21 protein-coding genes are annotated in these 22,128 nt (G+C 72.9%); 8 read left to right on the top strand and 13 right to left on the bottom strand.

The features are described from left to right. Window positions 1–20: 20 nt before the first annotated feature. From ftsL to mraZ, 3 genes are all read right to left on the bottom strand, one after another. The gene (ftsL, locus tag EDD40_RS31165; protein ID WP_246037934.1) at window positions 21–662 is read right to left on the bottom strand and encodes a cell division protein FtsL; all 642 of its coding nucleotides are present in this window, start codon (window positions 660–662) and stop codon (window positions 21–23) included. Further along, on the bottom strand, window positions 659–1,606 hold the full coding sequence (gene rsmH, locus EDD40_RS31160; protein WP_123746097.1) for a 16S rRNA (cytosine(1402)-N(4))-methyltransferase RsmH: 948 nt from the start codon (window positions 1,604–1,606) through the stop codon (window positions 659–661). Before rsmH ends, ftsL begins: the two co-directional genes overlap by 4 nt. 168 nt (window positions 1,607–1,774) lie before the next feature. Beyond that, a complete protein-coding gene (gene mraZ / locus EDD40_RS31155) occupies window positions 1,775–2,206 on the bottom strand; it encodes a division/cell wall cluster transcriptional repressor MraZ (protein WP_053715381.1) in 432 nt (143 codons plus the stop codon). A gap of 488 nt (window positions 2,207–2,694) precedes the next feature. Between mraZ and EDD40_RS31150 the strand changes: the two genes are divergently transcribed. Genes EDD40_RS31150 through EDD40_RS31140 form a run of 3 tightly spaced genes read left to right on the top strand, consistent with a single transcriptional unit; the run spans window position 2,695 to window position 7,510 of the window. Further along, window positions 2,695–3,804, top strand: a complete 1,110-nt coding sequence (locus EDD40_RS31150; RefSeq protein WP_123748408.1) for an AAA family ATPase — start codon at window positions 2,695–2,697, stop codon at window positions 3,802–3,804. Between the two features lies 1 nt (window position 3,805). Further along, window positions 3,806–5,071 (top strand): DUF58 domain-containing protein, encoded by a 1,266-nt coding sequence (locus EDD40_RS31145; RefSeq protein ID WP_123746096.1) that lies wholly within the window; start codon window positions 3,806–3,808, stop codon window positions 5,069–5,071. Further along, on the top strand, window positions 5,072–7,510 hold the full coding sequence (locus EDD40_RS31140; protein ID WP_123746095.1) for a transglutaminase TgpA family protein: 2,439 nt from the start codon (window positions 5,072–5,074) through the stop codon (window positions 7,508–7,510). 190 nt (window positions 7,511–7,700) lie between these two features. Here EDD40_RS31140 and EDD40_RS31135 read toward each other — a convergent pair whose 3' ends face one another. The 6 genes from EDD40_RS31135 to EDD40_RS31110 all read right to left on the bottom strand — a co-directional run bounded on the left by EDD40_RS31135 (window position 7,701) and on the right by EDD40_RS31110 (window position 13,855). Then, window positions 7,701–8,084: a DUF3040 domain-containing protein gene (locus EDD40_RS31135; RefSeq protein ID WP_033437744.1), complete on the bottom strand. Its 384-nt coding sequence runs from the start codon at window positions 8,082–8,084 to the stop codon at window positions 7,701–7,703. Between the two features lie 1,167 nt (window positions 8,085–9,251). Continuing rightward, complete coding sequence (locus tag EDD40_RS31130) at window positions 9,252–10,175, bottom strand: hypothetical protein (RefSeq protein ID WP_123746094.1); 924 nt, start codon at window positions 10,173–10,175, stop codon at window positions 9,252–9,254. A 177-nt stretch (window positions 10,176–10,352) separates the two neighbouring features. Further along, window positions 10,353–10,610, bottom strand: a complete 258-nt coding sequence (locus EDD40_RS31125) for a hypothetical protein (RefSeq protein ID WP_123746093.1) — start codon at window positions 10,608–10,610, stop codon at window positions 10,353–10,355. Window positions 10,611–10,694: 84 nt separating this feature from the next. Beyond that, window positions 10,695–11,336: a Crp/Fnr family transcriptional regulator gene (locus EDD40_RS31120; RefSeq protein WP_123746092.1), complete on the bottom strand. Its 642-nt coding sequence runs from the start codon at window positions 11,334–11,336 to the stop codon at window positions 10,695–10,697. A 97-nt stretch (window positions 11,337–11,433) separates the two neighbouring features. Next, window positions 11,434–12,717: a DNA polymerase IV gene (locus EDD40_RS31115; RefSeq protein WP_123748407.1), complete on the bottom strand. Its 1,284-nt coding sequence runs from the start codon at window positions 12,715–12,717 to the stop codon at window positions 11,434–11,436. A 37-nt stretch (window positions 12,718–12,754) separates the two neighbouring features. After that, window positions 12,755–13,855 (bottom strand): amidohydrolase family protein, encoded by a 1,101-nt coding sequence (locus tag EDD40_RS31110; protein WP_123746091.1) that lies wholly within the window; start codon window positions 13,853–13,855, stop codon window positions 12,755–12,757. Window positions 13,856–13,891: 36 nt separating this feature from the next. On the opposite strand from EDD40_RS31110, the gene EDD40_RS31105 reads away from it, so the two are divergent. Next, the gene (locus EDD40_RS31105; RefSeq protein ID WP_123746090.1) at window positions 13,892–15,223 is read left to right on the top strand and encodes a glutamine synthetase family protein; all 1,332 of its coding nucleotides are present in this window, start codon (window positions 13,892–13,894) and stop codon (window positions 15,221–15,223) included. A 6-nt stretch (window positions 15,224–15,229) separates the two neighbouring features. Here the strand turns inward: EDD40_RS31105 and EDD40_RS31100 are convergent, their stop codons facing one another. From EDD40_RS31100 to EDD40_RS31090, 3 genes are all read right to left on the bottom strand, one after another. Continuing rightward, complete coding sequence (locus EDD40_RS31100; RefSeq protein WP_123746089.1) at window positions 15,230–15,841, bottom strand: sigma-70 family RNA polymerase sigma factor; 612 nt, start codon at window positions 15,839–15,841, stop codon at window positions 15,230–15,232. 210 nt (window positions 15,842–16,051) lie between these two features. Then, window positions 16,052–16,642, bottom strand: coding sequence for an RNA polymerase sigma factor ShbA (gene shbA / locus EDD40_RS31095; protein WP_123746088.1), 591 nt, complete (start codon window positions 16,640–16,642; stop codon window positions 16,052–16,054). 78 nt (window positions 16,643–16,720) lie between these two features. Further along, the gene (locus EDD40_RS31090; RefSeq protein WP_123746087.1) at window positions 16,721–17,443 is read right to left on the bottom strand and encodes a class I SAM-dependent methyltransferase; all 723 of its coding nucleotides are present in this window, start codon (window positions 17,441–17,443) and stop codon (window positions 16,721–16,723) included. A 34-nt stretch (window positions 17,444–17,477) separates the two neighbouring features. Here EDD40_RS31090 and EDD40_RS31085 point away from each other — a divergent pair, with 34 nt between their 5' ends. From EDD40_RS31085 to EDD40_RS31070, 4 genes are read left to right on the top strand one after another with little or no spacing between them, the layout of a single operon-like run. Continuing rightward, window positions 17,478–18,314 (top strand): ParA family protein, encoded by an 837-nt coding sequence (locus EDD40_RS31085; protein WP_170185251.1) that lies wholly within the window; start codon window positions 17,478–17,480, stop codon window positions 18,312–18,314. Further along, complete coding sequence (locus tag EDD40_RS31080; RefSeq protein WP_123746085.1) at window positions 18,311–18,943, top strand: LysE family translocator; 633 nt, start codon at window positions 18,311–18,313, stop codon at window positions 18,941–18,943. The genes EDD40_RS31085 and EDD40_RS31080 overlap by 4 nt, the downstream gene beginning before the upstream one ends. Continuing rightward, window positions 18,930–19,724, top strand: coding sequence for a DNA-formamidopyrimidine glycosylase family protein (locus EDD40_RS31075; RefSeq protein ID WP_123746084.1), 795 nt, complete (start codon window positions 18,930–18,932; stop codon window positions 19,722–19,724). The genes EDD40_RS31080 and EDD40_RS31075 overlap by 14 nt, the downstream gene beginning before the upstream one ends. Window positions 19,725–19,734: 10 nt before the next feature. After that, window positions 19,735–20,757, top strand: a complete 1,023-nt coding sequence (locus EDD40_RS31070; RefSeq protein WP_123746083.1) for a quinone-dependent dihydroorotate dehydrogenase — start codon at window positions 19,735–19,737, stop codon at window positions 20,755–20,757. Between the two features lie 50 nt (window positions 20,758–20,807). On the opposite strand, the gene EDD40_RS31065 is transcribed toward EDD40_RS31070, so the two are convergent. Then, entirely contained in the window at window positions 20,808–22,052 is a 1,245-nt protein-coding gene (locus EDD40_RS31065; RefSeq protein ID WP_123746082.1) for a uracil-xanthine permease family protein, read from the bottom strand. Window positions 22,053–22,128 lie beyond the last annotated feature (76 nt).

Below are 22,128 nucleotides of genomic sequence, written 5' to 3'. Positions count from 1 at the left end.
GTCCGGGCTGGTCCGCCCGGTCAGCCCGGCGGCGGCTGCTGACCGCCCGCCTGCTGCCCGGTCTGGTCGCCGGCCGGCGGTTGCTGCCCCGTCGGGGGCTGCCCGGTCGACGTCTGCGCGGGCGGGTTCTGCGCGGGCGGGGTGGTGGACGACGTGGGCGGTGGCGGCGGCTGCACCGCGGACGGCTTGCCGTAGATCTCGACCGAACCGTCCGGCAGCTGCCGCAACCGCGCCGGGTCGCCCGCCGGGACCAGGCCCAGCTTCGTCGCGGCGTCGGCCAGGCCGGGCGGCGACTCGGCCAGCGCGACCTCCTGCCGCAGCTGCTCGACCTGCCGGGCGAGCCGGGTCTCCTCGGCCCGCGCGTCCTGCAACCGGTACGAGTCCGCGGTCGCCTGGGTCGCCAGCCACATGATCGCCGCGATGCCGACGCCGAGCACGATCATCACCATCACCACGAACGGCGCCTTGGGCGCCGCCGCCGGCTGACGGGTCACCGCCGGACGGCGCTTCGACGACGTGCGCTGCGCACGTCGCGCGTAGGCCCGCTCCGCCGCGGCCGACCGGCGGCGCTCCGCCGGCACAGCCTTCAACGAGCGCTCACGGGGCTTGGACGACCTGGCCGGTGACGACGCGCCGCCCCCGGTCCGTGCCGGTGCGCTCATGTCGCCTCCCGGACGCGTTCCGCCGCTCGCAGCCGCACGGAGGCGGCCCTCGGGTTCTCCTCGATCTCCTGCTCGTTCGCCTGCTCCGCGCCCCTGGTCACCAGCCGCAGCTGGGGACCGTGGCCGGGCAGCTCCACCGGCAGGTCCTGCGGTGACGTCGACGTGGCCAACGCGGTGAACGCCCGCTTGACCATCCGGTCCTCCAAGGACTGGTAGGACTCCACGACGATGCGCCCGCCGACGGCCAGCACCGACAGCGCGGCGGGCAGCGCCAGGCGCAGCGACTCCAGCTCCTCGTTCACCTCGATGCGCAACGCCTGGAACGTCCGCTTGGCCGGGTGGCCGCCCGTCCGGCGGGTCGCCGCGGGCACCACCGCGTACAGCAGCTCGACCAGCCGGCCGCTGGTGGTGAACGGCTCGCGCTCGCGCTCCCGCGCCACGGCCCCGGCGATCTTGCGGGCGAACCGCTCCTCGCCGTAGTCGCGCAGGATCCGGGTCAGGTCGTCCACCGAGTACGTGTTCAGCACGTCGGCCGCCGTCGTCCCGGTGCCGGCGCTCATCCGCATGTCCAGCGGCGCGTCCTTGGAGTAGGCGAACCCGCGTTCCTCGGCGTCCAGTTGCAGCGAGGACACCCCGAGGTCCATCAGGATCCCGTCGACCTTCGCGCCGCCGACGGCCGAGGCGATCCCGTCGTACGTGGTCTGCACGAACTCCACGCGGTCGCCGAACGGCGCCAACCGCCGCCGGGACAGCTCGATGGCCTGCGGGTCGCGGTCCAGCCCGATCAGCCGCACCCGCGGGTGCGCTCGCAGCACCGCTTCGGAGTGCCCGCCGAGACCGAGCGTGCAGTCGACGAACACGGCGTCCCGATCGGCCAACGCGGGGGCCAGCAGGTCGAGGACGCGATCGAGCAGCACCGGCACGTGACGCGCCTGCTCCACCATGTCCCCTCCCTCGATGGTCCCCCCTCACAAGACAAGAAATTCGGGTGTCGTCAGGTCCCCGCCCGCCCGTCGGACCTGGCGCCGGGGAAGGTGCGCCAGGGCCGAAAGCCGAGCGGACCGAGGCCTCACGGCACCCGAAACCTCGAAACAACGGCCGTTCCAGCCGATCTAGAAGACGCCGGGCAGCACCTCCTCGCGCGCCGTGGCGTAGCTGTCCTCGTGTTCTTCGAGGTAGCGCTGCCACGCCTGCGCGTCCCAGATCTCCAAGCGGTTGATCGCGCCGATGACCACGCACTCCTTGGTCAGCCCCGCGTACCGCCGCAGCTCCGGTGCGATCGACACCCGGCCCTGGCCGTCCGGCCGCTGCTCGTCCGTCCCCGCGAACAGGTAGCGCTGGTAGGCGCGGACCGCCTCGTTGGTGAAAGGAGCGTCCGCCACCTTGCGCGCCATCTGCTCGAACTCGGCCCGAGGGAACACGTAGAGGCAGTGGTCCTGGCCCTTGGTGACCATGAGACCCCCCGCTAGCGCGTCCCGGAACTTCGCAGGCAGCGTCAGTCGGCCCTTGTCGTCCAGCCTCGGGTAGTGCGTGCCCAGGAACACGGCGCCCACCTCCCGACGCCGGAAGCTTCACTTCCGACCGGCAGTGGAGCCCCCGTCTGCCCCACCGGCCGCCACAGTACCCCACTTTTCACCACAGTCAACGCTGAAACGGGTGGTCGCACAGCCCTTGCCGGAGCGTTTGCGCAGGTAGAAGGAAGATGGCCACTGTGGAGCGTGGTGGGGGACGCCGAGCGCGACCACCCCCGCAGGTGAGCCGATCCGGCCCGAACTCCACCCGGATGGCCCAGCGAAATCGGGCAAAACCGGTTCTCCGGCGACCCTGGTGGGGAATCGTGGTGGAGCGGGGGTGAACCGGCCGGTTCGGCGGCCCGTGGAATCCCCAGGCACGAAACTGTTCAATCGGTGTAGGGCGCTTCGCCCTGGTTTGACACACTGCGTGAAACGCTCACCGCCACCGCGAACCGGTCGCGGTAGGGCCGCGCCCTGCTCCAGGAGGTCGAGTGACTCCGAGTACACAGCCAGCCGCGCTGCCAGAACACTCCTACGGGGGCAGCGGCTCGCCGGCGGGCAACCAGGCGGGACCCGCCGCCGGAGCCGACAACCGGACCCCGCACGCCAACCACGTGCCGGTCCGGGAGGAAGCGCTCGCGGAGCTGCACGCCACGGTGGCGCGGATCGCCGCCAACGTGGAGAAGGTGATCGTCGGCAAGCCGGACGTCGTCCGCGTCGCGCTGGTCACCCTGCTGGCCGAGGGCCACCTGCTCGTCGAGGACGTGCCGGGCGTCGGCAAGACCTCGCTGGCCAAGGCGCTGGCCCGGTCCATCGACTGCACCGTGAGCCGCATCCAGTTCACGCCCGACCTGCTGCCGAGCGACATCACCGGCGTGTCGATCTACAACCGGCAGGACAACGACTTCGAGTTCCGCCCCGGCCCGGTGTTCGCGAACATCGTGGTGGGCGACGAGATCAACCGGGCCTCGCCGAAGACCCAGTCCGCGCTGCTGGAGTGCATGGAAGAGCACCAGGTCACGGTGGACGGGCAGACCTACCCGCTGGGCGCGCCGTTCATGGTGATCGCCACGCAGAACCCGATCGAGATGGAGGGCACCTACGCCCTGCCCGAGGCGCAGCGCGACCGGTTCACCGCGCGCGTCTCCATCGGCTACCCGGACCCGGCGGCCGAGCTGGCGATGGTCGACGAGCACGCGGGCCACGACCCGATGGCAGACCTGCGCGCGGTGTCCGACGCCGAGCAGGTGCTCCGGCTGGTCACCGTGGTGCGGCGGGTGCACCTCTCGCCGGAGATCCGCCGGTACGCGGTGGACCTGGTCGGCGCCACCCGGCGGCTGCCCGAGCTGCGGCTGGGCGCGTCGCCGCGCTCGACGTTGCAGCTGGTGCGGGCGGCCCGGGCGCAGGCCGCGCTGGCCGGTCGCGACTTCGTGGTGCCCGACGACATCCACGCGGTGGCCGTGCCGGTGCTGGCGCACCGCCTGGTGCTGACCGCGGAGGCGCAGGCGGCCCGCCGGTCGTCGGCCGACCTGGTGCGCAACCTGCTGCAGCGGGTGCCGGTGCCGCAGGCGGCGCTGGACCCGGCCGGGCAGTTCCTGCACAACGTCAACCCGAACAACCACCGCTGACATGCGCGGAGCCCTGTCCGGGCTGACCACCCGGGGCCGGTGCCTGCTGGCCGCGGGGTTCGCGGCCGGGTTGTGCGCGATCGTGCTCAACGAGCGCGACCTGCTGCGCGTGGCCGCGTTCGTGGTGGCCCTGCCGCTGCTGGCGGCCTGGCTGGCGCAGCGGGCCAGGGTCGGCCTGCACGCGACCCGGCTGCTGCACCCCAGCCGCGTCCAGGTGGGCTCGGCGACGGACGTGCGGGTGGAGCTGCGCAGCGCCGGACGACTGCCGACCGGCGGGCTGCTGCTGGAGGACGCGGTGCCCTACGCGCTGGGCGCGCGCCCGCGGTTCGTGGTGGAGCGCCTGCCCCGCAACACGGTGACCGTGCTGCGTTACCCGCTCAAGCCGGTGATGCGCGGCGTGCAGCAGGTGGGTCCGCTGATGGCGCGGATCACCGACCCGTTCGGCCTGGCCGAGTTCGACCGGGAGATGGCGGGCCGCAGCAGGCTGGTCGTGGTGCCCCGGGTGGTGGGGCTGGCCGGGCTGCCGAGCGGTTCGGGCATGGGCTCCGGCGACGACGGCTCGATCCGGCTGCGCGCCGGCCAGGGCGAGGACGACGCGGTCGTGCGCCCCTACCGGCACGGCGACGACCTGCGGAAGGTGCACTGGCGCTCGACCGCGCGGCGCGACGAGCTGATGGTGCGGGTCGAGGAACGGCCGTGGCGCGGCGGCACGACGGTGCTGCTGGACCACCGGCTGGCCGCGCACCGGGGCAGCGGTCCCGGCGCGAGCCTGGAGTGGGCGGTCTCGCTGGCCGCGTCCATCTGCCTGCACCTGCACCGGTACGGCCACCAGGTGCGCCTGGTCGGCGACGACGGCCGGGTGCTGGCGGGCGGTCCGGGCAACAGCGGGTACAGCGACGCGGTGGTGCTGGACGCGTTGGCCGCGCTGGCGCCGTCGCACCGCCGTGAGCCCGCCACCGGGGTGGACCCCGGCGCGGGCCAGGAAGTGATCGCGATCCTCGGCGGCAGCACGCCCGCCGTGGTGGACGCGTTGGTCCGCAACCGGCCGCGCGGGATGCGCAGCCTCGCGGTGGTGATGGACGTCCGCGCGTGGGCGTCCGCGTCCGAGGACCCGGCGCCCGACCCGGCCGACGCCCAGCGGCTGCTGAGCGGCGCGGGGTGGGGCGTGGTCGTGGCGCGGCCGTCGACGCCGATGGGCCAGGTCTGGCAGGAGCTGTGCCACAGCGCGGGCAACCGCGGCCCCGTGGTGCGCACGGAGGTGGGCTAGGTGACCGGCAGGACCAGTGCGGTGGGCAACGACAACTGGGTGGTCAACGCGACACCGGCGGTGGCCGGCCTGGCCACGCTGTGCGCGGCGACGGCGTTGTCGAGCGTGCTCGACGGCGTGCTGTGGCTGGTGTACCTGGCCGTGGCGATCGCGGTGGTCGGCGGCACGGGCGTGCTGCTGCGCGCGACGCGGGTGCCCGCGCCGGTGGTCGCCCTCGGGCAGCTGCTCGCGTTGACGTGCCTGCTGGTGACGATCTTCACCCGCAGCGGTGTGCTCGTCGTGCTGCCCGGTCCGCAGTCGTTGCAGGACCTGCTGTCGGTGCTCGCCGACTCGATGGCCGAGGTGCAGACCGGTGTGCCGCCGGTGCCGGACAGCCCGGCCATGCGGTGCCTGGTGATGGTGGCGATCGGCCTGGTCGCGATCCTGGTGGACACCCTGGCGGTCGGCTTGGGGGCGCCCGCCGCGTCGGGGCTGGTGCTGCTGTGCGTGTTCGCGGTGCCCGCGTCGCTGGCCGACGAGATGCTGCCGCTGTGGACGTTCGTGTTCGGCGCGGGGGCGTTCGCGCTGCTGCTGGCCGTGGACGGGCAGCACCGGCACGAGGCTTGGCGCGGCCGGTTGCCCCACCGCGGGCAGAGCGGGTCGGGACCGGCGGCGACGGCGGTGGCCGGGATGGCCGTGGTCGTCGCGCTGCTGGCGGGCCTGAGCCTGACCGTGGTCGGCACGGTCGGTCGGCTCCCCGGCACCGGCGAGGAGATCGGCGGCGGCAACGGCGGGCTCGGCATCGACCCGATGACGCAGCTGCGGGGCATGCTCAACCAGGGCGCGCCGCGCGAGCTGTTCCGGGTGCGCAACATGCCGGGCACCTCGGCGTACCTGCGGGCGATGACGTTGCGCCAGTACGTGCCGGACAAGGGCTGGGAGCTGGGCGGGAACATGCCCGAGGGCGTGCCCGCGAACGGCCCGCTGCCCTGGCAGCCCGGCGACCCCGGCGGCGGCGAGGTCTCCGACATCCGGATCGAGCCGGTGAACTGGGTGGACAACTGGCTGCCGGTGTACGGCCGGCCGCGCGAGGCGCGGGCGGTCGACGACAACTGGAGGTTCGACCCGGAGCGCGGGATGATCTACAGCGTCCGACCGCGCAAGTCCGGTGAGTACACGCTGGAGACGGTGTTCGACACGCCGTCGGCGGACACCCTGCGCAAGGTCGGCCGGCAGGCCGACGTCGACCCGGCCTACCTGGAGGCGCCGGGCGTCGAGGGCCGGGTGGCGGAGCTGGCGCGGCGGATCGTGTCCGGGAACGACAACCAGTTCGACCAGGCGACGGCGTTGTACCGGTACTTCACCGACGGCACGCAGGGCTTCGAGTACACGACGCAGACCTCGACCGCGAACACGTCGGTCGACGCGCTGGAAGACTTCGTGTTCAACGGCAAGAAGGGGTACTGCGAGCAGTACGCGTCGGCGATGGCGATCATGGCGCGGTCGGTCGGCATGGCGTCGCGGGTGGCGCTCGGCTTCACCGCCGGCTACGCCACCGGCGACGTGCAGACCATCACGTCGCAGGACGCGCACGCGTGGGTCGAGATCTACTTCGCCGGCTACGGCTGGATGACCTTCGACCCGACGCCGCTGTCGGACGGCCGCGGCGTGACCCCGCCCTACATCTCCGGGTTGGACGCCGACGACGAGGAGGACGACCCCAGCGCGAGCGCCACGACGACCACGACCACCACGGTGGCTCCGGGCACGTCGGCGTCCGCGTCGGCCGTGCCGGACGCGTTGGGGCAGGACGGGACGTCCTCGGCGGACGAGTCCACGCCCACGTGGCACCTGGTGACGCTCGGGGTGGTCGCGCTGCTCGCGCTGCTCGCGACGTTGGCCGTGCGGTTCGGCGGTGCGCGACTGGCCCGGCCGGTGTGGCTGCGGCCGGCGGCGGTGGTGACGGCCGTGGCTGGCTGGGCGATCGTGTCGGCGTTGGCGTTGGCGCTGCTGTCGTGGTGGTTGGCGGTGCTGCTGCTGCTGGCGTTGGCGGTGGCCACACCGGCGGCCGTGCGGACCTGGCGGCGGCAGCAGCGGTTGCGCGCGGTGGCCGGGTTGGGGCCGGACGCGGCGAGCGCCGCGTGGCAGGAGCTGGTCGCCGAGTCCGTGGACCGGGGGACGCGGGTGCCGCGCACGGAGACCGTGCGGGTCGCGGCGCGGCGGCTGGTGCGGGTGCACAACCTCGATGAGCAGGGGCGGGACGGGCTGCGTGCGGTCGTGGGCGCGGTGGAGCGGTCCTGGTACAGCGCGCAGTCGGCCGCGGACCCGTCGTTGCCCGGGGCGGTGGACAACGTGCGCCAGAGCCTGAACCGCAACGCGCCGTTGGCGCTGAAGGCCAAGGTCCTGCCGCGTTCGGTGCTCCAGCCGAAGCCTCCGGTGGAGCAGGACCCGGACGAGTGACCGCGGGGCGGTGAGCGGTGTGAGTCGGCTGAGGGCCGGGGGACTGCGACACTCCCCCGGCCCTCTTCCTGCTGCCTGGCTGAGGGGCTCCTGCCTGGCTTCAACCGCCCCGCACGCAGACGGCCCGCCCCGGAGGTTCCGGGGCGGGCCGTCTGCGTTGTTCAGTCGTTCAATCGGGCTGTCGCGCGGACTACTCGTCCTCGAAACGGCGACGGAAACGTTCTTCCATCTTCTGTGAGAACGAGCTGCGGCTGGGCCGGCTTCCCTCTTCGCTGGGCTCTTCGGCACCCTGGTCACCACGACGCAACGTCGTCACGGTGAGCAGTACGCCGAAGAACATCAGCAGGAAGCCGACCACGCTCACCACCGGGATACCAGCGAGCTTCGGCAACATCACACCCGTCACCAGCAGTGCCACACCCACGGCGAACAACGCGATGCCTTGGATGCGACGCCGTCGGGACGGCTTGCGCAGCTTGGCACCGCGCACAGTGGATGCGAACTTCGGGTCCTCGGCGTAGAGCGCGCGCTCGATCTGGTCGAGCAGTCGCTGCTCGTGCTCGGAGAGTGGCATGGCTCCTCCTCCGGCACAGCGGTCGCGGGCGCCGGGTAATCACGGTTGCCGCCGGTCCCGGCGGACGCCCCGCCCTGGGTGCGTCACAACCAGGATACGATTCGCGAGGCTTGGCGACTACCCAGTCAGTGCCCCTAAGCGGTTCGTTCTGTCACCATCATCCTCACGGGTCAACGGTCAGACCACCGTGAGGTCGCACAAGTGGCCCCGAGGTCAACTGTCAAGCCCCCGGAAAGCTCCGATGTTCACTCCCCTGCGAGGGTGATCCAGAGCCTACGACTACCCAACCGTGACCCCTGAACGACCCACGGTGCCCGCTCACCTCATCTCCGGTCCCACTTTCGGACCTCCCACGCACGGCCCGTAGTCGACCGGACACGCCGCCGACTGAGCCAGTGGAGACCAAGATCACAGCCGGCCCCACCTCCTCCCCGGCCGCGAGAGCTGCACCGAGGGCCGAGTACGGAACCACGAACCGGACCCGAACCGACCCGCAGCGCATTGTTAGCTCAGCGTGTTTGTCACTTTGCTTTGCGTAGCGACTGCCTCTCGAGTGGATTGATCGGCAAGTGGGCGTGCGGGGCGCGATGCGCTTGATTCGCCCTCCTTTCTTCCCGGGCCGGCGGAGCCGGATAGGGCCGGGCCGGGCCGTGATCGACCGCCGCCCCGGACAGACTCCGGTCGGTTCGGGACGGCCGCGGTTGATCGGGGCGGTTGAGCTGGGCAGGCAGCGGTGTTGGTGCCGGGTCGAGCCGGGTTGCGATCGGACCGGCCGGCGCGGTGGGTCCGGATCGGACGAGTGGTTGTCGGCGGGAGGGCGCGATCAGGTCGCGGTCGGCGGCAGGTTGAGGTGGCAGCGGTTCGGTGAGGTCGGCGGAGGCAGGTTGAGGTCGACGGTCGGAGGGCGGCGACGGTCGGAGGGCGGTCGTTGGTGAGGCGGGTTGGTGGCTCGGTGGGGTGAGGTGAGGACTCGGCGAGCTGGAACGGAGTCAGTGGGCCGGGATGTGACAGAGCCGCCGCCAGGCAGGGTCCGGGGTGGGTGGGGTCCGGGGTGGGCAGGGTCCGGGGTGGGTGGGGTCCGGGGTGGGTGGGGTCCGGGGTGGGTGGGGTCCGGGGTGGGTGGGGTCCGGGGTGGGTGGGGTCCGGGGTGGGTGGGGTTGGGCTCGGTCAGGGGTGGGGTGGGGGCCTCCTTGGGGGTGGGAGGTGGCGGGTGGTGATGTGAGGAGTTGGGCGGGTGGTGGCTTGGGTGGCCGCTCGTAGTAGGTCTTGGGCCACGGCTGTGGGCGATTGACGCAGGCGGGTCGGGGTGGTGTGCAGGACGATGACGCCGGCGGCTTTGAGGAGGTCCGGCCTGGGGTGCGCGGTGGTGAACTGCCAGGCCAGGGCGAGGTCGGGCCACCAGGCGTCGGCGATGCCCAGGGGCCGGCCCTCGGCGCTCGCCAGGGGGACGCCCCACGCCGGTGGCGGCAGGGGCAGGTCGTCCAGGACGGCCCTCGCCCAGGCTTGGGGCACCGACCGCACACCGTCGGCCAGTTCGGAGAGGACTTGTCGGGCCTGCTCCGACGACCTGGCCAGCCCTGCCCTCAGCTCGGCCACCGGGACCCCGCCGTGGCGCATCACCTCGGTCAGGACGGCGCGGAGGTCGTCACGCTGGTGCAGCGACTTGGCGGTGTCGACGGCGGCCCTCGCCAGCGGTGCGGTCAGGAAGCCTCGGCGCAGGACAGGGGCCGGTAAACGGCTGACCCTGGTGACGCGGACCTTCGCGGCCGGTTCGAGGGCGCGGTCGACGAGGATCTGGACCGGGCCGGTGGCGGGCAGCGCGCGGAGGCCGTGCAGCTGCAGGGCGTCCACCCCGGTGATCAGGCTGTGCGGGCCGCCGTACCGGAGGGCCGCGCAGACCAGTTGCGCGCGCGTGGGCGGGGTCGGGGCCAGGAGCAGGATTCCCGGTAGGACGTGCTGCCACGGGCCCCTCGGGCGGCAGCGGGCGGCCAGTTCCCCGCTCGGCAGACCCAGGCCCAGGAGCTCCGACGCGGTGGCGACGCGGTGGGGGAAGAGACCGCCCAGGGCGTCGAGGTCGATGGTGGTTCGCATGTGTCCACCATCGGCGGTCCGGGTGGGAGGGTCGACAAGGAGATCGCGAACTGTGGACAACTCGACGGGCTGTGGACAACTCGGCGAGGACGGACGTGAATGAGGCCTTCCGCAGACCCGACCGTCTGCGGAAGGCCTCGGCGAACGGCGGCCACCCCTCGTTGGCCACCGCGTGGTCTACAGGCGGACGAGGTCCTCGTGGATCTCCACGTCCAGCTCGCGGCGGACGGAGCGGACCTCGCGCCAGGCGTCGTACACGGCGACCAGGCCGCCGGCGAGCACGAAGGAAACGGCGAGCGCGACCACACCGTCGAGATCGGACTTGACGACGACCACCACGGCGGCCCACACCATGACGGCGGTGAAGGCAAGAGTGGTCGCGAGGCGTTCGGTGAACCGCCGGCGAGACCTGGCGGGCTCCTCGATGTGGTTCATGGCTCCCCCTCTGAACTCGGCTGATGACTCATTTCTACGAGTCCCTGGCCTGGAGTTCTGCGTCAGATGACGCACAAGGGGACATCAGTTGGTGAAGTCGTAGAGCCTGCTCACCCGGTGGATGTCGATCTTTCGCCGCCCGGTGCTGATGATGCCCTCCTCGCGCAGTCCGCGCAGCACCCGCACGAGCGATTCCCGTGACGTGCCCGCGATGCCCGCGAGGTCCTCCTGGCTCAACGCGATCGCGCCCTGGTCGGCGATCCCCCGCTCCAACGCCATGTCGATGAGCACGGCGGCGACGCGCTGCGTGGCCGTGCCGCTGATCTGCACGCGCTGGCGGTCGGTGTCCCGTTGCCGCGACACGACGACGATCAGCACGGACCACGCGATGCGCGGGTGCCGCTGGCACAGGCCGGCGAACGAGCCGGCCGACAGCACCAGCGCCCGCACCTCGCCCAGGGCCCGCACGGTCGCCGAACGCGGCCGGCCGTCGACCGCCGAGCGCTCACCGACGATGTCGCCCGCGCCGCGCACGGCCAGCACCTTCTCGCTGCCGTTCGCCGTGGTCGCGGTCACCCGCAGCAGACCTCGGCGCACGACCAGCACGTGCCGCGTCACCTCGCCCTCGTGGCAGATCACCGAGCCGGGCGGGTAGTCGCGCTCGACACCCGTCGCCATGAGCACCTCGTGCTCGGAGGGCGAGAGCAGACCCCAGAACCGATCCACGCCACCACTGTGCCCGGTGATCGGCGCGCGGGACGCCGATCAGGCCCGCGACCACCCGAACGGCGCGATCACGGGGGTCGGGAAGCCGAACGCGTGCTCAGTCCCCGCGGTCCGGTTTGGGCTCGTCGTGGCCCGACCTGGTCGGCCCCTGGCTCAGCAGCGAGGCCGGGCGGATCGCCGCCGTGCCGAACCTCGACCGCGCCTGGTCGGCCGCCTGCTCCGCCTCGCGCCAGCCGCGCTCCGGCGCGTCGAACATCAGCTGCTCGCCGTCGTCGCCCTCGACCAGCTGCTCGATCCGCACCCCGATCAGCCGCACCGCGCCCGGCGGCACCTGCTCGTCCAGCAGGGTCGACGCCGTCCTGTAGACCTCCTGGGTCACGTCCGTGGCCACCCGCAACGTCTTGGAGCGGGTGATCGTGGTGAAGTCGGCGAACCGCACCTTGATCGACACCGTGCGCCCGCGCAGCCCCCGCGCCCGCAACGTCGCCGCCGAGCGCTCCGAGAGCCGCAGCAGCTCACGGCGCAGCAGCTCCCGGTCGAAGTGGTCGACCTCGAAGGTCTCCTCCGCGCCGATCGACTTCTCCCGCGTGGACGGCACCACCGGCCGGTCGTCGTGCCCCTGCGCCAACGCGTGCAGGTGCTCGGCCAGCGCCACGCCGATCAGCCTGCGCAGGCGCGGCAACGGCGTCGCGGCCACGTCCGCCACCGTCTCCAGCCCCACCCGGTCCAGGTTCTCGGCCGTCCGCTTGCCCACGCCCCACAGCGCCGACACCGGCAGCGGGTGCAGGAAGGACAGCACCTCGTCGCGCGGCACGACCATGAAACCGTCCGGTTTGCACATCCCGGACGCGAGCTTGGCCAGGAACTTCGTCGGCGCCACGCCCACCGAGCAGGTGATCCCGTGCGCCTCCTGCACCTGCTCGCGGATCAGCTTCGCGATCTGCGCCGGGCCCAGGCGCAGCCGCTTCAGCGCCCCGCTCACGTCGAGGAACGCCTCGTCCAGGCTCAACGGCTCGACCAGCGGCGTGATGTCGCGGAAGATCGCCATCACCCCGCGCGAGATTTCCTGGTACCGGGCGAAGTTCGGCGGCACGAACACCGCGTGCGGCGCGAGGCGGCGCGCGTGCGAGGTGGGCATGGCGGAGCGCACGCCGAACTCGCGGGCGATGTAGTTGGCCGACGCGACCACGCCGCGGTTCGCGGTGCCGCCCACGACCACCGGTTTGCGCGCCAGCTCCGGCCGGTCGCGGATCTCGACCGACGCGTAGAAGGCGTCCATGTCCACGTGCAGCATCGAGCAGCCGGTGTCGTCCGGCCAGACGTCGCCGCGGGCGAGGAAGCGATCGACCAGACCGCGCGGCAGGTTCGCGCTGCGGCCCACGACCACCTCCACCCAGACCGAACACCCGTTCGAGACTCTACTCCAGGCGGTAGACCCGCTGCGCGTTCTCCCACCCGATCAGGCGAGCGATCCGCTCCGCGTCCGCCAAGGCGAAAGCATGCTCCCTCAGCCCGGCCGACAGGAAGTCCGACAACGCGCGGCGGAACGACAACGCGCCCAGGTAGTACAGCTCGGCCAGCGCGTACGCGTCGGTGGAGAACAGGAACTTGCCGAACGGCACGATCTCCAGCGCCTCCGCCAGCACCCGGCTCGCCCGGTGCGCCACCGAGTGCGTGGCCAGCCCCAGGTCCACGAACACGTGCGGGAACACCTGCGCCAGGTAACCGGCGGTGCGGTGGAACGGGTAGTTGTGCAGCAGCATGACCGGCACGCCGAGCGGCGCGGTGGCTCGCAGCAGGTCGGTGAGCAGCGACGGGTCGCACTCGTGCAGCGACAGGTCCGCGTCCCCGTAGCCGACGTGGAACTGCACGGGCAGGCCGCGGTCCAGCGCCTCCCACACGAGGAACCGGCTGATCACCTCGTCCGCGCACCGGGTCGAGCCGGACCTCAGCCAGCGGTCGGCCGCCGCCACCACCTCGGCGTCCGCCGGCGGGGCCGGGTCCAGGGCCAGCCCCACCCGGTAGGCCGCGACCGACTTCGCCGCGACCGCCGGCGTCGAGTCCAGCACCGCCCGCACCCGCGTCGGGAACACCGAGGCCCCCTCGGCCACGACGTCCTCCGCGACCCGCTCCAGCCGCAGCACGCGATGTTCACGCGAACCGGTGAACGCGGAGGGGCTCACGAAGTCCTCCGGCCACACCCCGTCGTCCACCAGGAACGCCGAGATCTCCGCCGCCGACACCAGCGCCCGGTTCACCTCCGCCGCGCCCAGCGACCGCCGCCGCGCCACGTACTCGTCGGCGGGCGCGAGGACCGGCAGGTCCAGCAAAGGCGCACACCAGCGCCGCACCGCCAGGCCCAACGACGAGTCGAACAGCGACGTGCCCAGCGGCGACGCGGACCCGGCCTCGGTCAGGTTCGACTCGAAGCCGTCCCGGTCGAGGTCGGCGTCGAGCACCCCGTGGCAGTGGTGGTCCACGAGGCGCAACGACGCCACGCACGGCAGCAGATGGTCCACTTGTTGAACAGTAGTGAGCTGGTGTAACCACGCACGATGGACACAGCGGAGCGGGAGCACCGACGTGCGCTGGCGGCCGAGATGGTGGACGACCTGCTGGAGCAGGACGTCGTGGCGGTCGCGTTGACCTGGGTCGACCACAGCGGCATCACGCGGGTGAAGTCGGTGCCGCTCGCGGGGTTGCCCAGAGCCGCCGCGGACGGCGTGGGCGCGTCACCGGTGTTCGACGCGTTCCTGCTGGACGACACGATCGTCACCGGGCGGCACGCGGGCGGGCCCGTGGGCGACCTGCGGCTGTACCCGGACCTGGACCGGCTCACCGTGCTCGCGGGCCAGCCTGGCTGGGCGTGGGCGCCGGCCGACCGCTTCGACCAGCGGGGTGAGCCGCACCCGCAGGACGAGCGCGGCCTGGCGCGGGCGGTGGCCGACCGGCTCACCGTGCACGGCTACGAGGTCCAGGCGGGTTTCGAGGTGGAGTGGGTCGTCGGGCAGGGCGACACCGACGAGTTCCGGCCCGCCGCCACCGGGCCCGCCTACGGCCACGCCCGCCAGGTCGAGCTGTCCGACTACGCCGCGGACCTGCTGTCGGCGCTGGCCGAGCAGGACGTCGAGGTGCTCCAGTTCCACCCCGAGTACGCGCCGGGCCAGTTCGAGCTGTCCACCACGCCCGAGGACCCGGTGCACGCGGCGGACACGTCGGTGCTGGTGCGGGAGACGGTCCGGGCCATCACGCTGCGGCACGGCCTGCGGGCGTCGTTCTCGCCGAAGGTCACCGCCGACGGCGTCGGCAACGGTGGCCACCTGCACCTGAGCCTGTGGCGCGACGGCCGCAACCTGTTCGCGGACGGCGAGAGCTGGTTCGGCCTGACCGAGGACGCCGACGCGTTCGCCGCGGGCGTGCTGCGCCGGCTGCCCGCGCTGTGCGCGATCGGCGCGCCGTCGGTGGCCAGCTACCTGCGGCTCGTGCCGCAGCACTGGGCGGGCGCGTTCGCGGTGTGGGGGCTGGAGAACCGGGAGGCGGCGCTGCGCCTGGTCGCGGGCCGCGACCTGGAGGTCAAGTGCTACGACCTGTCGGCGAACCCGTACCTCGTGGTGGCGGCCACGATGGCGGCGGGCCTGGCCGGGATCGTGGAGCAGGCGCGGCTGCCGGAGCCGGTCGGGGTCGACCCGGTCGGGCTCCCGGGTGTGGAGCGCCTGCCGACGTCCCTGGCGGAGGCCGTGGCGGCGTTCGAGGCGGACGAGGCGCTGACCGAGGCGTTCGGCGCGGAGTTCGCGGCGACGATCGCCGACGTGCGGCGCGGCGAGATCGCCCGGTTCGCCGACTGCTCTCCGGAGGAGGTCGCCGCGCTGACCCGCTGGCGGCACTGAGCGCCGTCAAGCGCCGCGCTGTGCCTCGTCCATCGCCTTGCGCAGCCGGGTGAGGGCCCGGTGCTGGGCCACCCGCACGGCGCCGGGCGTCGAGCCGACCGCCTCGGCGGTCTCCTCGGCGGACATGCCGAGGACCACGCGCAGGACGAGGATCTCCCGCTGCCGGTCGGGCAGGACGCTGAGCAGCCGTCCCATCCGCTCGGACAGCTCGCCCTGCAACGCCCGCTGCTCGGGGCCCGGCTCGGCGCCCGCGCTGTCGGGCAGCTCCGGCACGGACTCGGCGCGGTTGCGCGCCGAGGCGCGGTGCGCGTCGGCCACCTTGTGCGCGGCGATCCCGTACACGAACGCCATGAACGGCCGGCCCTGCTCGCGGTAGTTCGGCAGCGCCTTCAGCACGGCGAGGCAGACCTCTTGGGCCACGTCCTCCGCCGACGCCGACGACCGCTGCCCCTGGCCGATCCTGGCCCGGCAGTACTTCACGATCACGGGTCTGATCGCGGCCAGCAGCGCGTCGACCGCCCGCCGGTCGCCGCGGACCGCCCTCTCGACGTACGCCTCGGGTCCCCCTTCCACACGTGCCGGTGGAGAGGACTGGACGTCCTCGCACTGCACGGACATCAACGACCTCCCCGAACTACCACGAAGTCCCGGCATAACCGACGAACCAACCACCATCGTTGCCATCGCGAGCTCCTCGGCGTCCGCGCGCTGGACGCCTCTCGGGGGCACATGCGAACGCGACGTCGCCGGCATACGGAGATGACGCGACTCACAAGAAGTTACCCCGAATGGCCGCGTTTGCTCCCCGAACGGAGTAGACGAATCCCATTATTGACTGCGCTGCGTGACCAGGGACCGTGCTATCTCCCGTCGGAGCCGGGCCAGCGCCCGGTGCTGCGCGACCCGGACCGCGCCCGGCGTGGCGTCGACGACCTCGGCGGTCTGCTCGGCGGTGAGCCCGACCACCACCCGCAGCACCAGGATCTCCCGCTGCTTGTCCGGCAGCAGGCGCAGCAGCCGGCCGATCCTCCGCGACAGGTCCGCCCGCAACGCCGACTGCTCCGGGCCGACGTGCTCGTCGTCCGGGCCGTCGGGCACCTCGGGCACCGGCTCGGCCCGGTTGCGCAACGCCGCGCGGTGCGCGTCCGCGACCTTGTGCGCCGCGATGCCGTACACGAACGCCAGGAACGGCCGCCCGTGGTCCTTGTACGTCGGCAGGGCGGTCAACAGCGCCAGGCACACTTCCTGGGCCACGTCGTCGGCCGACGCCGACGACCGCTCCTGCCTGCCCACGCGGGCGCGGCAGTAGCGCACCACCAGCGGGCGGACGGTGGCCAGCAGCGAGGCGACCGCCCGGCGGTCGCCGGCGGCGGCGGCGCGCACCTCGTCTTCCAGGTCTTCGGGCACGGGTCCGGCCATCAGCCGGTCCAGGCTAAGTGCGGGTCTCCCACGGCGGGTCCTCTGCGGGTAGGCGGCGGAGACTCCGTTCTACCGCACTCAGGCCGGCTTTCGGCCCAGGACGTGCAACCGGGCGGCCACATCGCGCAGCGGCGGGCGGGTCGACGCGGCCAGCTCCAGCTCGGCCAGCGCCTCCGCCGCGCCCGGGTTGGCCTCCAGCACGGCGCCCGGGACCAGGTCGGACACCACGCCGTGGCCCTGGACCAGCTCCACCTTCAGCCCCGCGGCCACCACCGACGCCTCCAACCCGGCCACGTCGAACCGGCGCCGCAGCGGGTCGCGGGTCCCGGTGAGCTGACCGGCCTCGTCGTCCAGCAGCCGCCGGGCGTCCACCAGCCGGCCCGCGATGGCCCGGTGCAGCACGGCCGCGTACCGGTTCGCCACCAGCAACGACACCGCGCCGCCCGGGATCACCGCGGCGGCCAGCGCGGCCAGCGCGGCGTCGACGTCGTCCACGACCTCCAGCAGCCCGTGCGCCAGGACCAGGTCCGCCGAAGCGACCCGGTCCAACGCGTCGGTATCGCCCTGAACAGCGGTGACCCGGTCCAGGACGCCTTCGTCGGCCGCACGGCGGTGCAACGTCGCCAGCGCGTCGGGGCTCGGGTCGATCACCGTCACGGTGCACCCGGCCACTGCCAGCGGCACGGCCCACACACCGCTGCCGCCGCCGACGTCGAGCACCCGCGGCGGTTCGCCGCCCCTGCGGTCCCGCGCGGCGGTCAGCTCGGCGTCGAGCACCCTGTGTACGGCGTCCGGTCGCATGGACGTAGAGCGTAAGGGCCGTAGGCTGCACTACGTGCATACGGTGGCGGTGCTCAGCCTCAAGGGTGGCGTTGGGAAGACGACGGTCGCGCTCGGTCTGGCGTCGGCGGCGCTGCGGCGTGGCGTCCGCACGCTGGTCATCGACCTCGATCCGCAGTGCAACGCCACCTCCACGCTGGAACCGGGCGACACCGAGGCCAGCATCTACGACGTCCTCCAGGACCCGAGCCGCGACACGGTGGACAAGGCGATCGCGCCCAGCGCGTGGGGCGACGGCGTGGACGTGCTGGCCGGTTCGGAGGACGCGGAGTCGCTGAACCACCCGGACCCGGGCGAGACCCGGCTCGGCAGGCTGCGCGAGGCGCTGCGGCTGTTGCAGGACGACGAGGACCCCTACCAGCTGGTGCTGCTGGACTGCCCGCCGTCGCTGGGTCAGCTGACCCGGTCGGCGCTGGTCGCGGCGGACCGCGCGCTGCTGGTGACGGAGCCCACGATGTTCGCGGTCGCGGGCGTGCAGCGGGCGTTCGAGGCGGTGCAGGCCGAGCGCGAGCACAACGAGGACCTCCAGCCGCTCGGCGTGGTGGTGAACCGGGTGCGGCCGAGGTCGCACGAGCACCAGTTCCGCATCGAGGAGCTGCGCGACATCTTCGGGCCGCTGGTGATGCCGGTGGCGCTGCCGGACCGGCTCGCCGTGCAGCAGGCGCAGGGCGCGTGCATGCCGATCCACGAGTGGGGCACGCCCGGCGCGCGCGAGGTGGCGTTGGCGTTCAACCTGCTGCTGGCCCGGATACTGCGGATCAGCCGGAGCAGACGCAGGGCCGTGCACCACGACTTCAACGACGAGGAGATCGAGGAAGCGGTGGACGCGTGAGCACGGGCGCCCTCCTGGCGTTCACCGTCGCCGCCGTCCTGCTCACGATCACACCCGGCCTGGACACCATGATGCTGCTGCGCATGGTGCTCGGCGGCGGGCGCAGAGCCGGTGTGGTCGGCGGGTTCGGCACCACCCTCGGCTGCCTGGTCTGGGGCGCGGCGAGCATCGCCGGGCTGACCGCGCTGCTCGTGGCGTCTCAACTGGCCTACGACGTGGTGCGCTACGCGGGCGCGGCGTACCTGCTGTGGCTCGGCGGGTCGGCGCTGTGGAAGTCGACGCGCGGCGCCGTCGAACGACCGGCCGACGTCCTGGTGATCACACCGGCGCAGGCGTTGCGGACCGGGTTCACCACGAACCTGCTCAACCCCAAGATCGGCGTGTTCTACCTGAGCCTGCTCCCCCAGTTCCTGCCGTCCGACCAGGCGTCGGCCGGGTGGGGCGCGCTGCTGGTGGGCGTGCACGTGACCATCGGCCAGGTGTGGCAGCTCGTCGTGGTGTGGCTCGCCGGGCGGGCGGTGGTCGTGCTGGCGAAGCCCGCGGTGCGGCGGTGGACCGAGCGGCTGACCGCGTCCGTGCTGGTCGGGTTCGGCCTGAAGATGGCGTTCGACAGCGGTGCCCGAGGGTGACACGGTCTTCCTGGCCGGGCAGCGCCTGAACGAGGCGCTGGCCGGCCGGCCGCTCCTGCGCGGTGAGATCCGCCACCCGAAGTGGGCCACCGCCGACCTGGCCGGGCGGGACGTGCTGGCGGTGCGCTCCGTCGGCAAGCACCTGTTCACCCGGTTCTCCGGCGACCTGAGCCTGCACAGCCACTTCCGGATGGACGGCGCGTGGCACCTCTACCGGCCGGGCCAGCGCTGGCAGCGGCCGGGCCACCAGGTGCGGGCGCTGCTGGAGGTGCCCGACCGGGTCGCGGTGGGCTTCGCGCTGCACGACCTGGAGCTGCTGCCGACCGACCAGGAGTCGCGGCTGGTCGGCCACCTCGGACCGGACCTGCTGGGCGGCTGGGACGACGAACAGGCGGCCGAGGCGGCTGCCAGGCTGGTGGCCGACCCGGACCGCGAACTGGGGCTGGCGCTGCTCGACCAGCGCGTCATGGCGGGCGTGGGGAACCTCTACAAGGCCGAGGTGTGCTTCCTGCTCGGCGTGTCGCCGTGGAGCCCGGTGTCGGCGACGGACCCGGCGGAGGCGGTGCGGCTGGCGCGCAAGCTGCTGCTGGCCAACGCGTGGCGCCCGGAGCAGAGCACGACCGGCCTCATGGGACGGGGACGGCAGCACTGGGTGTTCGAGCGCGGCGGCAAGCCGTGCCTGCGGTGCGGGACCAAGGTGCGCGTCGGCGGGCAGGGCGCGGGCGTGCGCGAGCGTCCCGCGTACTGGTGCCCGCGCTGCCAGCCAGGGCCGATCGCTTAGGGTTACCGCCGTGGTCTACAAGAGCGTGGTGCGCAAGGCGTTGTTCCGGATGCACGGCGGGGACGCGGAGCGGGTCCACGAGACCACCCTCGGCGTGATGGCGAAGCTGAGCCCCGCGGCGAAGCTCGTGAAGCGCAGTCCCTCCTCCGCGCGCACCGTCTTCGGCGTGCGGTTCCCCAACCCGGTCGGCCTGGCCGCCGGGCTGGACAAGAACGGCCGGGCGCTGCCCGCGTGGGGCGCGCTCGGGTTCGGGTTCGTCGAAGTCGGCACGGTCACCCGGCACGCGCAGCCCGGCAACCCGAAGCCGCGCCTGTTCCGGCTGCGCGACAGCGAAGCGATCATCAACCGGATGGGCTTCAACAACGACGGCGCGCTGGAGCTGGCCAACCGGCTCGACCGCCTCGGCCCCCTGTCCGTGCCGCTGGGCATCAGCCTGGGCAAGTCCAAGGTCACCCCGGTCGAGGACGCGGTCGAGGACTACCGGACGTCCCTGCGCGCGCTCTACCGGCACGGCGACTACTTCGCCATCAACATCAGCTCGCCCAACACACCGGGCCTGCGCAGCCTCCAAGACCGCGGCGCCCTGACCGAGCTGCTGTCCGCGCTCGACGCCACCGCCCGGGACCTGGCCGGGTCGAAGCCGCGCAAACCGATCCTAGTCAAGATCGCGCCCGACCTGACCGACGAGGCGATCGCCGAACTGCTGGAGGTGTGCGCCGCGCACGACGTCAGCGGGCTGATCGCGACCAACACCACGCTGTCGCGCGCCGGCCTGGCGCCCGCCGACCAGCACCTCGCGCACGAAGCAGGCGGGTTGAGCGGCAAACCGCTGACCGAACGCGCCCGCGAGGTGGTGCGGTTCGTCAGCCGGGAGACCGGCGGCAAGCTGCCGATCATCGGCGTCGGCGGCATCGCGAGCCCGGACGACGCGCAGCGGATGCTGGACGCGGGCGCGAGCCTGATCCAGCTCTACACGGCGTTCATCTACGAAGGCCCCGGGCTGGTGCACCGCATCAACCGCGGGCTCCGTTGAATCGCCGCCGCTCCGCAGGCGACGGCTCGGTAGGCGGGTGAGGCGCGGGGTCAGGCGTTGCGGGCGGTTCGCAGCCAGCGCAGGATCGGGTGCAGGATCACCACGAGCAGCGAGCCCCACACCAGGCCGCCGAGCTCCATGTCGCCCAGCTCCAGCGTCAGGTCACCCACCCCGGCGACCAGGGCCGTGCCGCCGACCAGCGCGTTGCCCGGGTTCGTCAGGTCGACCCGGTTGTCCATCCACACCCGCACGCCGACCAGGCTGATCAGGCCGAGCAGCACCAGCGTCGCCCCGCCGACGACACCCGCCGGGATGGTCGAGAGCACGGCGGTGACCTTCGGCGAGAACGCCATCAGCACCGCCGCCACCCCCGTCACCGCGTAGGCGGCGGTCGAGAAGACCTTCGTCACGCCCATCACGCCGATGTTCTCGGAGTAGGTGGTGGTGCCCGACCCGCCGCCGAGACCGGCCAGCGCGGTGGACACGCCGTTGGCGATGATCGAGTCGCCGACGTTGCCGTCGAGGTTGCGGCCGGTCAGCGCGCCGATCGCCTTGACGTGGCCGACGTTCTCCGCGACCAGCACGATCACCACCGGCAGCACGAGCAGCGTGACCGACGGCCGCAGCTCCGGCGCGTGGAACTCGGGCAGCCCGAACCACGCGGCCCGGCCCACCGCGGCCGTGTCGACCAGGCCGAGCCAGAACCCGAGCGCCCACCCGACGACCACGCCGAGGAGCACGGAGAACCGGAACGACGAGCCGCGGCCGAGCACGCCGCACAGCAGGATGATCCCCATCGTGACCACGGCGGGCAGCGGCTGCTGGGCGAACGAGTCGGTGGCCCGGTGCGAGAGGTTGAGCCCGATCAGCACGACCACCGCGCCGGTCACCACCGGCGGCATCACGGCCTCCAGCAGCCGCACGCCGAGCGCCTTCACCGCGACCCCGATGATGATCACCAGGAGGCCGGCCGCGAGCACGCCGCCGAGCTGCGCGGCGATGCCCTCGTCACGGGCGGCGGACAGCGGCGCGATGAACGCGAACGACGCGCCGAGGTAGCTGGGGACGCGGTTGCGGGTGATCAGCAGGAACAGCAGCGTGCCGAGCCCGGAGAACAGCAGGGTGGTGCTGACGGGGAGTCCGGTGGTGGCGGGGACGAAGATCGTGGCGCCTGCCATCGCGACCAGGTGCTGGACGCCGAAACCGATGGTGCGCGGCCAGGTCAGCCGCTCCTGCGGCGCGACGGCGTCACCATCGGTGGGGCGGCCATCGCCGCGCACGGTCCACAACGCCACTCAATGACCTCCCCGGCGACCAGGACGGACCACGCTGTCCGACCCAGGGATCCTGCCACGCCAAGTAGTGGCTGCG

Origin of the sequence: Saccharothrix texasensis, assembly GCF_003752005.1 — a bacterium.
GTDB classification, from domain to species: domain Bacteria; phylum Actinomycetota; class Actinomycetes; order Mycobacteriales; family Pseudonocardiaceae; genus Actinosynnema; species Actinosynnema texasense.
Note: the sequence above shows the minus strand (reverse complement) of the source record. Positions and strands in the feature narration are given on the sequence as shown.

Excerpts from the sequence above, each read along its gene's own strand:
- ftsL (WP_246037934.1), bottom strand. The coding sequence starts at position 662 with ATGAGCGCACCGGCACGGACCGGGGGCGGCGCGTCGTCACCGGCCAGG.
- rsmH (WP_123746097.1), bottom strand. The coding sequence starts at position 1,606 with ATGGTGGAGCAGGCGCGTCACGTGCCGGTGCTGCTCGATCGCGTCCTC.
- EDD40_RS31145 (WP_123746096.1), top strand. The coding sequence starts at position 3,806 with ATGCGCGGAGCCCTGTCCGGGCTGACCACCCGGGGCCGGTGCCTGCTG.
- EDD40_RS31135 (WP_033437744.1), bottom strand. The coding sequence starts at position 8,084 with ATGCCACTCTCCGAGCACGAGCAGCGACTGCTCGACCAGATCGAGCGC.
- EDD40_RS31130 (WP_123746094.1), bottom strand. The coding sequence starts at position 10,175 with ATGCGAACCACCATCGACCTCGACGCCCTGGGCGGTCTCTTCCCCCAC.
- EDD40_RS31125 (WP_123746093.1), bottom strand. The coding sequence starts at position 10,610 with ATGAACCACATCGAGGAGCCCGCCAGGTCTCGCCGGCGGTTCACCGAA.
- EDD40_RS31105 (WP_123746090.1), top strand. The coding sequence starts at position 13,892 with ATGGACACAGCGGAGCGGGAGCACCGACGTGCGCTGGCGGCCGAGATG.
- EDD40_RS31100 (WP_123746089.1), bottom strand. The coding sequence starts at position 15,841 with ATGTCCGTGCAGTGCGAGGACGTCCAGTCCTCTCCACCGGCACGTGTG.
- shbA (WP_123746088.1), bottom strand. The coding sequence starts at position 16,642 with ATGGCCGGACCCGTGCCCGAAGACCTGGAAGACGAGGTGCGCGCCGCC.
- EDD40_RS31090 (WP_123746087.1), bottom strand. The coding sequence starts at position 17,443 with ATGCGACCGGACGCCGTACACAGGGTGCTCGACGCCGAGCTGACCGCC.